This window comes from Acidimicrobiales bacterium, from assembly GCA_035533095.1.
GTDB lineage: Bacteria > Actinomycetota > Acidimicrobiia > Acidimicrobiales > Palsa-688 > DATLUM01.
The window spans coordinates 1-13,184 of sequence record DATLUM010000129.1; the positions used below are offsets into that span (position 1 = coordinate 1).

16 protein-coding genes are annotated in these 13,184 nt (G+C 67.3%); 13 read left to right on the forward strand and 3 right to left on the reverse strand.

Features of this window, described 5'->3' with window-relative positions; translation table 11 throughout:
* The first annotated feature begins 359 nt into the window (after positions 1–359).
* The 7 genes from VNF71_15105 (at position 360) to VNF71_15135 (ending at position 7,605) form a co-directional block, all read left to right on the forward strand.
* Positions 360–674, forward strand: a complete 315-nt coding sequence (locus VNF71_15105) for a metalloregulator ArsR/SmtB family transcription factor (GenBank protein ID HVA75884.1) — start codon at positions 360–362, stop codon at positions 672–674.
* Positions 671–2,620 carry a proton-conducting transporter membrane subunit gene (locus tag VNF71_15110; protein ID HVA75885.1) on the forward strand — a complete coding sequence of 650 codons (1,950 nt, stop codon included), beginning with the start codon at positions 671–673 and terminating at the stop codon, positions 2,618–2,620. The genes VNF71_15105 and VNF71_15110 overlap by 4 nt, the downstream gene beginning before the upstream one ends.
* Positions 2,617–3,543 carry an NADH-quinone oxidoreductase subunit H gene (locus VNF71_15115; protein HVA75886.1) on the forward strand — a complete coding sequence of 309 codons (927 nt, stop codon included), beginning with the start codon at positions 2,617–2,619 and terminating at the stop codon, positions 3,541–3,543. Before VNF71_15110 ends, VNF71_15115 begins: the two co-directional genes overlap by 4 nt.
* The gene (locus tag VNF71_15120) at positions 3,540–4,154 is read left to right on the forward strand and encodes a hypothetical protein (protein HVA75887.1); all 615 of its coding nucleotides are present in this window, start codon (positions 3,540–3,542) and stop codon (positions 4,152–4,154) included. The genes VNF71_15115 and VNF71_15120 overlap by 4 nt, the downstream gene beginning before the upstream one ends.
* On the forward strand, positions 4,144–5,607 hold the full coding sequence (locus VNF71_15125) for a proton-conducting transporter membrane subunit (GenBank protein ID HVA75888.1): 1,464 nt from the start codon (positions 4,144–4,146) through the stop codon (positions 5,605–5,607). Before VNF71_15120 ends, VNF71_15125 begins: the two co-directional genes overlap by 11 nt.
* Complete coding sequence (locus VNF71_15130) at positions 5,604–7,013, forward strand: NADH-quinone oxidoreductase subunit C (protein ID HVA75889.1); 1,410 nt, start codon at positions 5,604–5,606, stop codon at positions 7,011–7,013. The genes VNF71_15125 and VNF71_15130 overlap by 4 nt, the downstream gene beginning before the upstream one ends.
* A 94-nt stretch (positions 7,014–7,107) precedes the next feature.
* Positions 7,108–7,605 carry a hypothetical protein gene (locus VNF71_15135; protein ID HVA75890.1) on the forward strand — a complete coding sequence of 166 codons (498 nt, stop codon included), beginning with the start codon at positions 7,108–7,110 and terminating at the stop codon, positions 7,603–7,605.
* A 513-nt stretch (positions 7,606–8,118) separates the two neighbouring features.
* On the opposite strand, the gene VNF71_15140 is transcribed toward VNF71_15135, so the two are convergent.
* Together VNF71_15140 and VNF71_15145 are read right to left on the reverse strand one after the other, a co-directional pair.
* On the reverse strand, positions 8,119–8,409 hold the full coding sequence (locus VNF71_15140; GenBank protein HVA75891.1) for a hypothetical protein: 291 nt from the start codon (positions 8,407–8,409) through the stop codon (positions 8,119–8,121).
* Positions 8,410–8,597: 188 nt separating this feature from the next.
* A complete protein-coding gene (locus VNF71_15145) occupies positions 8,598–9,125 on the reverse strand; it encodes a hypothetical protein (GenBank protein HVA75892.1) in 528 nt (175 codons plus the stop codon).
* A 2-nt stretch (positions 9,126–9,127) separates the two neighbouring features.
* Here VNF71_15145 and VNF71_15150 point away from each other — a divergent pair, with 2 nt between their 5' ends.
* From VNF71_15150 to VNF71_15175, 6 genes are all read left to right on the forward strand, one after another.
* Complete coding sequence (locus tag VNF71_15150; GenBank protein HVA75893.1) at positions 9,128–9,526, forward strand: universal stress protein; 399 nt, start codon at positions 9,128–9,130, stop codon at positions 9,524–9,526.
* Positions 9,523–10,092, forward strand: coding sequence for a hypothetical protein (locus VNF71_15155; protein HVA75894.1), 570 nt, complete (start codon positions 9,523–9,525; stop codon positions 10,090–10,092). The genes VNF71_15150 and VNF71_15155 overlap by 4 nt, the downstream gene beginning before the upstream one ends.
* Before the next feature lie 164 nt (positions 10,093–10,256).
* Positions 10,257–10,457, forward strand: coding sequence for a hypothetical protein (locus VNF71_15160; protein ID HVA75895.1), 201 nt, complete (start codon positions 10,257–10,259; stop codon positions 10,455–10,457).
* Between the two features lie 1,190 nt (positions 10,458–11,647).
* Positions 11,648–11,923 carry a hypothetical protein gene (locus tag VNF71_15165; GenBank protein ID HVA75896.1) on the forward strand — a complete coding sequence of 92 codons (276 nt, stop codon included), beginning with the start codon at positions 11,648–11,650 and terminating at the stop codon, positions 11,921–11,923.
* Between the two features lie 36 nt (positions 11,924–11,959).
* On the forward strand, positions 11,960–12,379 hold the full coding sequence (locus VNF71_15170; GenBank protein ID HVA75897.1) for a type II toxin-antitoxin system death-on-curing family toxin: 420 nt from the start codon (positions 11,960–11,962) through the stop codon (positions 12,377–12,379).
* Positions 12,376–12,525, forward strand: a complete 150-nt coding sequence (locus VNF71_15175; protein HVA75898.1) for a hypothetical protein — start codon at positions 12,376–12,378, stop codon at positions 12,523–12,525. Before VNF71_15170 ends, VNF71_15175 begins: the two co-directional genes overlap by 4 nt.
* 338 nt (positions 12,526–12,863) lie before the next feature.
* Here the strand turns inward: VNF71_15175 and VNF71_15180 are convergent.
* Positions 12,864–13,184: hypothetical protein (locus VNF71_15180; GenBank protein ID HVA75899.1), on the reverse strand; the 321-nt coding region annotated here is incomplete at its 5' end.

Consider the following 13,184-nt stretch of genomic DNA (forward strand, 5'->3'; position numbering starts at 1 on the left):
CGACAGCCCCGTCTCTTCGCTCACTGGCAATGGGTCCGCTGGGACGCGCAACCAGGCTGATGAGAAGAGCCCGGTGACGGGAGACTGTCACGCCGGGATCTGTGGGAGCCGGGGGCTGCAATGCCCCCGGCCACCCGACCGTTCGACGCGTATTCAGGGCGAGTCTTCGACGCCCCGTGTCGATCTGGGCGGGGTCGGGATCGTAGGCTAGACGGGGCCGGGTTTCGCAGGTGAGGTTCGACCACCTGCCCCGGCAGTGTGCGTGCCGATCGCCGCCAGATCGAATAGCGACCCTCCCTATCTTTGATTATTCGAAGATTAGGAGCTACGTTCGGAGGGTGCCGCACAATGCCCGCCCCGTGCACGAGGCCAAGGCCACCCTCTTCCGCGTGTTGGGCCACCCGGCCCGGGTCCGGGTGCTGGAGTTACTGCGTGACGGCGAGCGTTCAGTGGGCAGCTTGCAGGCCGAGCTAGACCTGGACTCGGGTGGCATGTCCCAGCATCTCTCGTCGTTGCGGCGCATCGGTTTGGTCCAGTCCCGCCGAGAGGGGACCACCGTGTACTACCGGGTCGATGACGCCCGGGTGTTCGATCTCCTCGCGGCCGGTCGCGACATAATCACGCATCAGATCGCCGCTCAACAGTCGATCCTGCGCGACCTCAAGCGCTCGTGACCGTGGTTCTGCTCTACGCGGCCATGCTCGGCCTGGCAGCCGGCACCGGGCTGAGCGGTTTCGCGGGCCGCGGTCTGCGGACAGGGTTGGCCCTGCAGACCGCAGGTGCCGCGCTCTTGGCGGTCGCCGGCTTCTACATCCTCGCCACGGGTCACGAAGTCGGTGCCGCCTTCACCAGCCACTTGACCCCGCGCCTTGGTGTCGACCGGCAAAGCGGTCTGTTCCTCGCTACCCTCGGGGTGGTCGCCGCGCCGGCCCTCGGCTACTCCTCACGGTACCTGGCTGACCGACGCCGCGATCGAGCGATGGCCAGCCTTACCGGGGCCTTCGTCGTGTCGATGACCGTGCTGCTGTGTGCCCGTGATCCGGTCACCTTTCTCGCCAGCTGGGAGATGATGACCCTCCTGCCGGCGACCATCATCCTCATCTACCGGGCCGCAGACCGGGAGTCGCGCAGCTCCGTCTTCTACTACCTGGCCATCACCCACCTCGGCGGCGCCGGCACCTGGGTGGCCGTGCTGCTGTTGGCCAAGGCCGCCGCCTTCGGCCCGCCGGGCGTCATCGCCACCGGCTCGGGCCTGCAAATAGCGGTGGCCCTCGCCGCGCTAGTCGGCATGGGCACCAAAGCCGGCCTGGTACCGCTCCACTCGTGGCTGCCCCGCGCCCACCCCATCGCCCCGGCCCCGGTGTCGGCCTTGATGAGCGGCGTCATGATCAAGCTGGCCGTGTACGCCATGATCCGGGTGTTCGTCGACTGGCTCGGCTTGCTCCCGACCTGGTTCGGCGTGCTCGTGCTCGCCGTCGGCGCGGTGTCGGCGCTGGGCGGCGTGACCTACGCCCTCTTCCAGCACGAACTCAAACGCCTGCTGGCGCTGCACTCCATCGAGAATGTCGGCATCATCGTTCTCGGCGTGGGCGCCTGCCTGTTGCTGAGGGCCCGGGGCGACAGCACCTGGGCCGGCTTCGCCCTGGCCGCCGCCCTGCTGCACACCCTCAACCACGCCGTCTTTAAGTCCCTCCTCTTCCTCGGCGCCGGCTCCATCGAGCGGGCGGCCGGCTCGCTGCAACTCGACCGCCTGGGCGGCCTGCTCCGGCGCATGCCATGGACCGGCGCCGCCTTCCTGATCGGGGCCATGTCGATCGCCGGACTCCCGCCCCTCAACGGCTTCGCTTCGGAGTGGTTGACCCTCGAGTCTCTGGTGCACGTGGCCATGTCGGGCCGCCCAGCTGATGGCCTGTACGGCACCGTGGCCATGGCCGCCTTGGCCGCGACCGCCACCCTCGCCGTGTTCTGTTTTGTGAAAGTGGTGGGTCTGGTCCTTCTCGGCCCCCCTCGTAGACAGAGCGTTGGCGAGACGAACGAGGTGGCTCCTGCGATGCGTCACGCCGTCATCGCCCTGGCCGGCTCCTGCGTTGTCCTGGGCGTCGTTCCCGGCTTGCTCGTCAGCCGGCTGGCCCGGCTAGCGCCCTGGCCGATGCCGGGTTCGACCATCGCCGGGTTGAATCCACCGGGCACCGGCTCTCTGCCCACGCTCGCCATCGGACTGCTGCTGGCCGGCGTGACCGTCGCGCTCGTCCGGATGCGGGGCGCCCGCATCGCCGCCCCCGCGCCCACCTGGGTTTGCGGGCAGGAGATCGTGCCCCGCCTGCAGTGGACGGGCGCCGGGTTCACCAAGCCGTTACAGCTGGTACTCGAAGTTGTCCTCCGACCTCGACGGGAGCTCGAGGTGCGCACGGAGTCCGGAGTGCTGACGGAGGTCTCCTATAGGGGCGAGGTGCCGAACCTCATCGACGACCGCGTCTACCGGCCGGTCGCCCGCTGGTCGCTGGCCGCTGCCGCCCACGCCCGCCGCCTCCAAAGCGGGAGCCTCGGGACCTACACCGCGTACCTGATCGGCTTGGTCGTGGTGGTCCTGATGGCCGGCCGCATCGGCTGGCTCGGATGAACGCTCCCGCCGTCTCCGCGGGTGTCCTCGAGGTGGTCGGCGGCCTGGCCGGGTCGCCTCTGATGGTCGGAGCGATCCAGCACTGGAAGGCCCGGCTCCAGGGCCGGCGGGGTCCGTCGCCATGGCAGCCCTACCGGGAGCTGCGGCGCCTGTGGGGCAAGACCTCCGTCGACGTCAGCGGGACCACGGCCGTATACCGATGGGCGCCGGCCGTCATCGCCGCCTGTGCCGTGGCGGCCGTGGTGATCGCCCCAGTCGCCGGCTCGGGCCCCAACCTCGGCTTCGGCCACGATTTCATAGCGCTGGTCGGGATCCTCGCCCTGGCCCGCTTCGCGGCCGCCGCCAGCACTTGGGACGTGGCCAACGGGTTCTCGCTCATGGGCGCCAGCCGCGACCTCACGGTCGCCGTCTTCGCTGAGGTGGCGCTGCTTCTCGCCCTGGCCGTGCCCGCAGTGCTGAGCGGCACGACCGATCTGGCGGCCATGATCGCCGCTACCGCGGGCGGGGGGCCTTGGTCCGGCCCCGCTCTTCCTCTGGGTGCGGTCGCCTTTGCGGTGGTAGTCGAAGCTGAAACCGGCCGCCAGCCCTTCGACAATCCCGACACCCACCTCGAGTTGACCATGATCCATGAGGGGCCTCTGCTCGAGTACGCCGGGCGCGACCTGGCCTACCTGCAATGGGCGGCCGCCGCCCGGCACTGGGTGCTGCTGGTGTTGGCGAGCGAGCTGTTCTTGCCTCACCCGCACTCCGCCTGGGCCCAGCTCGGTTTGCTTCCGGTCGAGCTCGTGCTCCTATGCGCCGGCTTGGCCTTAACCGAAACCCTGGTGGCCAAGATGAGGATCCTGCTCGCACCCCGCCTTCTGGCGGTGGCCGCCGCCGCGGCTGTGCTGGGGGTCGTGGCGCGGGAAACGGGGGTCCGGTGACCGGCCCGCTGGCCTGGCTGCTGGTGTTCCTCGCCCTGGCCATCGTCTTCGTGCGACGTCGCTCTATCGCGGTCGGCTTGGTGACCGCTCAGGCGCTGGTGCTGGCCGGCATCGCTTTCAACCAGGCTGGCACGGGCAGCGAGGTGATCGCCTCCGTCGCCCTGGTCACCCGCGCTGTGGCTCTGGGCGCGCTGTTCCTCCTAGTGGTGGCCCGCAGCCGGGAGGCCCAGCCGGTGCGGGCCCGCGTGGGACCGGCCGTGCGGGCTGGGATGGCCGTGGCCTTGATACTGGCCCTGACCGGCCTGGTCCCGCATCTCGGTTTGACCTCGCGCGCCGACGAGCGCGCCGTGCTGGCCCTGTTGGCGGCCGGGCTGATCTGTACCGCGACTCGACGGGCCACCCTGTTCCAAGTCCTGGGCATCGTGCTGGTCGAGAACGGCCTGGCTCTCGCCGCTCTCGAGTTCCCGCGCACGTCGCCACTGGTCATCGAGCTGGGCGTCACCCTGGACCTGACCTTGATCGCGTTCGTGGCCACCCTCTTCCATCTGCGCATCTACGCCGAGTTCGGCGCGGGCGACAGCGGCGTCCTGCGGAGCCTCCGTGACACTTAGGCAGATTCTGGCGGTAGCCGTCGTCGACCTGCCCCTCCTTATCACGGTCGCGGTCGCGGTTGCGCCGGTCCGATGGGTCACCAAGTTGTCGATAACCGGTGCCGTCGCGACCGGGGTCATCGGCCTGACCCTCACCTGGGTTGCTGTGAAGGACGCCGCCCATCCGATCGCCGGAACCTGGCTTGTCATAGACGCCGGCGGCGCCTTGCTCCTCGGCGTCATCTCGGCTGTAGGCCTGGCCAGCATCGTGATGTCCGGGCCCTTCCTCAGCGGAGTGCGGCACTCCTTCGTCGGCGAGGAGCACCGCGTTCGCTTCTACTACGTCGTGTTGTTTCTCTTCTGGGCCCTGCTGCTAGCGGTACCGCTCGCTGGCAACCTGGCCGCCGCCTGGTTGCTCATCGAAGCGACGACAGCCGCCTCGGCGCTGCTCGTCGGCTTCAACGGCCGGCGCCACGCGCTCGAAGCCGGTTGGAAGTATCTCATCCTCACCTCGCTCGGGCTAGGGGTGGCCTTGCTGGGGGTAGCCATCCTGACTGCGGGTGTCCGAGGCAGCGGCGTCGACGGTCTCGCTTGGCGGCGCTTGGCGAGCTTCGGGTCGGGGTCGGCGACCGCCCTCTCGGCCTATCTGCTGCTGATCGTCGGGCTGGCCGCCAAGATCGGTTGGGCGCCGGTGCACAACTGGCTGCCGGACGCTCACTCGGAGGCGCCCCCTCCGGTCTCGGCCCTCCTCTCGGCCGCCCTGCTGCCCGCAGTGTTGCTGGTCGCCTGGCGCTGCGAGCGCGCCCTGGCCCCGATCGTCGGCATCCACACCACGCAGCGGATCTTGATCGGATTCGGGCTGCTGTCGCTCGCCGTGGCCGTGCCGTTCCTCTGGCGGCCGATGCCGCTCAAGCGGCTGCTCGCCTACTCCAGTCTGGAGCACCTGGGCGTCATCGCCATTGGAGTCGGCTTCGGCACCCCGCTCGCCCTGGCGGGCGTGGCCGTCCACATCGCCGGGCACGCGGTGGCCAAGTCGCTGGGCTTCTTCACGGCCACTCCGCTCATCGCTCACGAACCCCGCGCCGCCCAGCACTTCGTCACCGGCATCGGCCGCACCGCACCCGTGCTGGGCAGCACCATGGGTCTGTCGCTAGGCGCCCTGTCCGGGCTGCCACCTTCGCCACTGTTCGTGAGCGAGGTGCTCATCCTGGCCGGGGGATTCGAGTCCGGCCGCTCCTGGGCCGCGGCGGTGGCGGCCGTCCTGCTGGCCCTGGGCTTTTTGGGACTGGCCCACACCACCATCGAAACCGTGATCGGGGAGGAGCACCATCGCCACCGCAACGCCTTGCCGGGCATGGGTCGGGTGACCGCCCTGGGCGGGCTGTCGCTGGTGCTTCTGCTCGGACTCACCGCGCTGGGACCCTGGCTGCCCTCGAGCGCCTTCGTGAGCGCCCTGGCCCGAGGCTTGCCATGACCACCGCGGCCATGACCGGGTACCGCGCCGAGATCGAGGCCGCCCTCGCCTCGGGGTGGCGGGCCCGCAACCTATACGCGACCGGCGGTGGGCGCACCGTCCGCGTGTTGCTCACTGCCCCCGACGGGCGGAACCAGCTCACCGCCGTCGACGCTGACCGGGACGGCGCCGTACCGTCGATCGTCGACCTGGCGCCCGGCCTGGCCTGGGATGAACGCGAAGCCCACGACCTCCACGGCGTCGCCTTCTCAGGCCACGAACCCCTCCGTCCCTTAATCGATCATTCGGCCGCGCTGAAGGCCTGGACGGTTGCGGTGCACGGCCACGACCCCTACCAGGTCGCGGTGGGCCCCATCCACGCGGGCGTTATCGAATCCGGCCACTTCCGCTTCCACGTCGTAGGCGACCGGATACTGCACCTCGACGCCCGGCTGTTCTACAAGCACCGCGGCCTCGAACACGCCGCCGCAGGCCTGCCGCTCCCGGACGCGCTACCTGTCGTGGCGAGAGCGTGCGCGGCCTGCTCGGCCGCCAATGGCATCGCCTACGCCACCGCGGTCGAGGAACTGCTCGGGTTGCGGACCACGGTCGAGCTGGCCCGGGCCCGGACCTTGCTGCTCGAGCTCGAGCGGACCTGGAACCACCTCAATGACATCGCCGCCATCTGCGCCGGCGTGGGGATGGCCGCCGGCAACGCCCACTTCCTGGGCCTCACCGAGCGGGCCCGGCGGATCAACGCCGCGGTCACCGGCCACCGGTTCCTGATGGGCAGCGTGGCTGTCGGCCACAGTCACATCGCGTGCGATCCGGCCACCGTACGATCAGCACGCCAGAACCTCCAGGAGATCGAAGCCGCGGCCGAGATGGGCTGGCGGGAGCTGTCGTTTAACGCCTCGTTCCAGGATCGTCTCGGTGGGGTCGGCGTCGTCGACGCGCCAACCGCGGCGCGCCTCGGCGTCGTCGGCCCGGCCGCCCGAGCCACCGGAATTGCCGATGACGCTCGATCTATATCGAGTTATCCGGACTATCAAGACTTCGAGCCGGCGACCGTGTCGTCTCCGGCGGGTGATGTGCAGGCCCGCATGCAACAGCGGATGCTCGAGCTCCGCCAGACCTTCCTCCTGCTCGGCCAGATCCTCGACGCCGGCCCGCTTAATCCGGCCCAGGCCGTTGTTGACGATTCCACCCCTCCAATACAGATCGGCGTCGGGCTGGTGGAGAGTTCGCGCGGCGCCACGAGCTGCATAGTCGAGAGGAACGGCGACACCGTGGGCCGAGTGCGCCTGCGGACGTCGTCTTACGCCAACTGGCCGGCGGTCGCCCAGGCCGCGGTCGGCAACCTGTTGCCCGACTTCCCCTTGATCAACAAGAGCTTCGAGCTCTGCTACGCCTGCTGCGATCGATGACGTCAACTGCGAGCCTCGAGCTCTTCCACGCCTGCCCGGGGTCCCCGACGACCACTCTCAGTCTCGAGCTCCTCCAGGCCTGGGGCCGGCCCTGATGTTCACCTTGTTGCGCGACCTCCGGCGGCTGCGCCGCCAGATCGATCTGCCTTCGCCGGACCGACCGCGATCCCTCGCCATCCGCCACGTCGACGCCGGCTCGTGCAACGGGTGTGAACACGAACTCACCCTCGCCTCAGGCCCGTACTATGACCTTCAGCGATTCGGGCTCGGCGTCGTGGCCTCACCTCGCCACGCCGACGTCCTACTGGTAACTGGGATCGTGACCACCCGCATGCACGACGCCCTCTTGGTCGCCTACCACGCCATGCCCGGACCCCGCCGGGTCGCCGCGCTCGGTGACTGCGCCCTCGGACACAACGTCATCGGTGCGGAGAACACCCTGGCCGGTCCAGTGGCCGCCATCCTCCCTGTCGATCTGACCATCCCGGGGTGCCCGCCGACGCCGGATCAGATCGCCGCGGCCTTACTCGAACTCGTCGACCGTGACCCCCCGGCTACAGGCCGACTGTTCCGCCGACCAGCTCGCGAATGAGGTCAGCGTGCCCGTTATGGCGGGCGTCCTCCTCGATCATGTACACATAGATTGAACGGAGCGAACAGGCCTCGCCGTTGCGAGTCGTGCCAGTGTCGTCTAGATCGCGCATGAACGAGTAGGCCCGGGTGGCGCGTGGGGCGCCTCCGGTCCCCAGAAAGGGCTGAGCCACCCATCGACCAGTGCTTCGAAGTTCATGGCCTCCTTTTCGACCGGTATCGCGGACCGGCCGGTCGAGCGAACGGATACGGCGATGACAACGGCCTCGCTTCCCCAAGACCCTGACCTCAACCAGCTTCGCAAGCAGGCCCGCGAAGTGCAGCGGGCCGTTCGTAGCGGTGATCCGTCCGCTAGCGAGATCAACACGAGGTTCGTGACCGGATAACCGGCGGTACGGGCTATATAGGTGTCTGGCTTATGAGGACACTTCACCCGCGTGTTTGGGGACGCTCTGACCGCAGCAGCGTGAGGCGCGGGCGACGAGCCGATCCGTGCGCGGGCGCGTCTTGTTGCTCATTTACTCGTCGAGACTGGTTGCAGGATCCGCGCCGTCGGACGACCGGATAGGGCCGGCGATGCGTCGGGGTTGGACCAGACGACGGTGGTGAGGAAGTGGCGGAAGGCCTCGGCCCTCTCCTTGGTCTCGAAGTCCAACTCGATCACCAGATACTTCCCGTCATCGATTGGGCGGCGGATCCTCTCAGCCAGAACGCCGGCCTGATCTCTGGCGTCGGCGAAACGGTCGAACGCCGTCTTCCAGGTGGGAAAATCTGTGATCCTGTGCTCGATGCTCAAGGTGAACATGACGGCCTCCGTAGTGGTCGATACGGCTACGGCAATGCTGACAACCCGGAGGCCGGTCGGCCATCCTACCAATCTGGGGTTTTCGCCCTACCTGCCGTGGAGGCCGGTGGTCCATGGCTGAATGGTCACTGGGCCGGGCCGTCGAACGAATCGACCGGGCAGTCCGTGACGTCAATGACGGCAGAGCTCTACGGGCGGCGATGCTCGAGGAGATCGGCCGTAACGTCGGTTTCGACGCCTACGCCTGGCTGCTGACCGATCCAGAGACCGAAGTCGGCTCGGGCCGGCGCTTGGAGTCGCGAGCGCGCACGCCGCGGGAGCCGGCCTGGCGGGCCGTCCGAACCGGCGGGATCGGGCCGCCCTTGCCTCGGCATCGTCCGAGCCAACGTCTTCACCGTCTTCAACCTGTTTCTCGCCTTCTTCGGCGGGATCACCCTGGCCTTCGGCTCCTGGCAGGACGCGCCCTTCCTCGGGATCTTGGTCTCCAACTCGTCGATCAGAATCGTGCAAGAGGTGCGGGCGAAGTGGTCGCTCGACCGCCTCTCCGCGCTCGTCGCGCCGACGGCGACCGTGCTCCGCGACGGCGAGCCGAGGCGGCTGCCACGCGAGCAGGTCGTCGAGGGCGACCTCGTGGTCCTGCAGCCGGGCGACCAGCTGATCGCGGAAGGCGAGCCCAGCCGACGGCGCCCGGCGCGGCACAGCGAGAGGAGCGGCATCGATGACGCATGGCGCAGGGCGCGAACCGATCCGGAACATCCTCCCCTGCCACGACGGCCCGCCCGAAGCGGGGCGCGCGCTCGCCCGGGCACCGGAAATGGCTCGTACGCCGGGGACGAGTGTCGCCGTCATCAGGGTCGCCGAGTCGATCTACAAGACGCCGCCGTTCAGCGGCTACGCGCATCCTCACGAAGGGGGCGAGCACCAGCACCTCCTTGCGGAAGCATGCCGCGCGCGCGCAGACCGCGGCGTCACCGCGACCCCGGTCGAGCGCATCGGCGCCGCTGCCGACGTGATCGTCGTGAGCCGCGACCGCGGGCTCCTCCAGCGCCTCCTGCCCGGCTCGGTGAGCGGCGAACTCGTCGTCGAAGGCCCATGCGACGTACTCGTCGTCCGTTGAGCGCGCACCGGAGCGGGGATCCGTGCCGAGATGAAGATGGCACCACCATCGGCACTCCTGCGGCGAAGCCCGAGCCGCACGCGCTCAAACGGCTCAAGTACGGTGTCATCAGCACGGCTGTCGCCGTCTACGCGTTCCTGGATGACCTGCTCCTAGGACCGATTCTCGTCGCGGCCGCCGTGTTGTTTCCATGGTACCTGACGATGGGCGCCGCGACCGGGACGTTCACGCTCGTCAATGTGGTCTGCTGCAACTGGCTTCAGCGCAGCTGGGACAGCTGGATCCATGGGCATGGCGCGAGGCTCGAAGCGAGGTTCGCGAAGCTGCGAGACGGCCGCCTGCTGAAGTATCCCGCCCGCTGGATCACGCGTGACTCGGACGTGTGGGTGACGGTCGCCGCCGGGCTGATCGGGACCGTGATCGTCGTCACCGTCATCCGCCTGCTGGGCGGCAAGCCCGTTGGCCACCGCCGTGTCGTTTTCGCCTCCTTCGCGTACTCCGCCGGCTTCGCCGCGACCTACACGGGCGTCGGCATCGGGCTGAACGATCTCTTGCGGTTGATCTGAGCTTGCGGTCGAACAACCGCCGACCCGTCGGCAGTGCGTAGAAGCGGCGCTTCCCAACGGCCAGTGGGTACCCGACGTCCCAGGCTGGGCGCGGGGCATCTTGGGAGGCGAGGAAGGCGAGCTCCGCAGCTGGTTCCACCTCTCCGACGATCTCCTCTTCGAGTATGCGACCATCGGTTCTCGCCGATGGCGACAGCTGGGACCGGTACGTCGCCGCGCAGTGGTGGACGATCGACCAGTGGATCAGCGCACATCGTGATGACCCACGGGCCGACGAGATGCACGACCTGCTGGTCGCGTGGCGGCGGGCACACCTCGAGTACGGCCGCCGCTACCTCGGTTGGGGGGTCTTTGTCCTTCGCTGACCAGGCTCACGAACCGGCGTCGGCGAGGCCGTTGCGTACCTGGCCCGACGAGCACCCTCGGCGCTGCCGCGAACAGCCGTCGCTCCCTGCCTCGGAACGACGGCTCAGGAACGTGACAATTGTCAAGTAGATGGTGCAGAAGGGCCCATATCGCGGGCAGCGGTATCCCCAAAGGCCGGGAGCTCCCCTGATAACGCCGGTTAGAGGGCTACCGGTCGGTCATATCAACCTCACCCCTCGCGTCGGCATCATCCTAGGACTGGACGTTCGAGGCACCTTCGTCTCAGCCAGCGCGTCGTGGGGACATGTAGGCATTCGACCGCCTGGGACCGGCTCGCCCGTCGAATGGTCTGCCCGTGGCATGCCATGGTCGTGCCACAACAAAGACGGCCCTTAGTCGAGTATCTACTTGGGTCTTTTCGCTCCAGCAAGGGTGCATGACACCTCGCGTTCTCAGCCTCCCCGTTCTTGCGTACGTCACCCGGTCGAAGGACTGAAGACCCAAAGTGCGCCTCTACCAGGACGTTTCCAAGAGAGCGAGCGACGGGAATCGAACCCGCGTTCTCAGCTTGGGAACCGCCCCAAAGGGGTCCGAGCCAGTCCAGCCCGATACAAAACCGCAGGTCAGCGACTTGCCGGACGACGACGAACTGGACTGGATTTGCTGAGCTGCGGGATGGATGCGGGATGGAATGACGATTCGGCTCCAGATCGTCAGGTTCGAAATCACCCTCGATCACCGCCACGTTTTTCAGTCCCGCCAGTATCCCGCCCCGATCAGAAGCGGGATCTGAAGATCAACGGTGGAAGGCGCTGGATGCAACAGCACCGACATCGCGAGATCGCCGGTTCTGATCGGCTGACTGCGGTGGCTGGAGCTGGGATTATGCGCTAGCTCGGCGAACTCCACGGGTTGGGCGCCCCCGATCGCAGGATCGCCAGCCGAGCGACACACATGTTCCCCCGTGATGAAGAGGGCCCTCGACGCTCAGCGACGCTCCCGGGACGGGTGCGGAGGGGAGCGCCGGCTCAGTTTCCGAGCCGGGCTAGCTCGGAGTCTCGGGTGTTCCTGACGCTCCGGGCGCGCCCTGAGGGGCTACGTGCGAGGCCTACAGCGCAAAAAGGGCTCTAGACGGGTAGGAGATATCCCGATATGATGATATCACCGATCACCCTTAGGAGGACCGAGCATGGACAGGCTGCGCCCGAGGTCCATGGACACCCGAGAGAACCTCACCACCACTACGACTACCGCAAAGACCCAACTTCCCGTCCGACTCCCGACCGACCAGTACGAGGCCCTGAAGGCCTATGCGTTCTTCACGAAGAGGTCCATGAACGAAATCATCAGTCAGGCCGTCCAGGAGTTTCTCACTGGCTCGGCTCGAAGCGGCCAGATGAAGACGATGCTGAACGAGGCTCAGGATCGCTATCGGGTCGTGCTCGACAAGCTCAAGGACCTGTAAAGCCTCGCCGGATACCTCAGCGGATAGGAGCGTCTATTGCTCTACCTGACCACCCAAGAAGTAATCGAGATGCACGACAGTGAGATCCCCGAGGCCCCTCTGTCGAGACGCGATCTCTTGGATTCGGCGGTCATGTCGCCGAGGCAGAGCGCTGGCGGGCAGGACGCGTATCCAACAATCCATTTGAAAGCGGCGGCCCTCATGCGGGGGGTCGCCGCTAATCACGCATTCGTCGACGGCAATAAGCGAACCGCTCTACTCGCCACCTTTGCGTTCTATGGTTTGAATGGCTGGTTACTGGAAGCACCCGATGCCGAATTGATCCATCTCCTGGTCGACATAGTCGTCGACCACATCGAGGTACCGAAGATCGCTGAGTACCTCGAGCAGTGGGCCTCACCCATCCCGGATCCGGAATGGATCTATGACAACGAAGAGGGAGGTGAAACGCAGTGAGCAAGAAGGATCTGATGGTGCTCGGCGGTGTCTGCACAATCGTTACCGCAGTGACGGCAGCGAGCCGTAAGAAGAAGTGGGAGGACGTTCACACTGCCGCGACGATCGCTGGTGCTCTCATCACTATGGCTGGGGCAATCAGCTGAGCCCGCAAGCATCCTGGCCGGTTTAGCTCGTTGCGTAACGTGGTCTGGGTCATCTGACACCTGTACTGACATCTGAGCATCTGATCCTCAGCCAGCCAAGAGACCGTTACGCGACCGGCATGAAGATACGGTTGGTCAATCGCTGATGGGTCAAGATCGATCGAGTGGGGTGAACCGAGTCGTACGGCGCGATCAGAACGAGCGCTTCATAATCCGAGGGCCGAGGTAGCTATCCGAGCTCATCGGCACTTACGGGGGTGTGATCTCACCGCGGGATCTGATCGCCCATCGACGGTGACTATTGGGCCTGCTGGTTGACCGCGCGGGACTCTGCTTGCTCAAAGACCGGAGCGGTCAAGATCCCCCGGACCGAGGGCTCGAACGTGGCTGCCGGCGAGCGCGAGGCGGCCGGGTTCGGACTTAGCTTGACGTGAGGGAGGTGGCGGCGTTTCGGAGACCGCTGCGATCACGAGGTCGGCCGTGATGGCTGCACTAATTGAGGACACAAGGTTCTTGGCCATTGCCTTGGCCCGGGTGGACAGGGCAGAGGCGGTCACGCCTAGGCCGCCGAGAGCGGTGACGAAGGCTCCTAGGAGTCCGGGCAGTGACTTCTGTGACATGACCCACGCGCCCCCGGCGACTGCCAGGACGCTAACGAC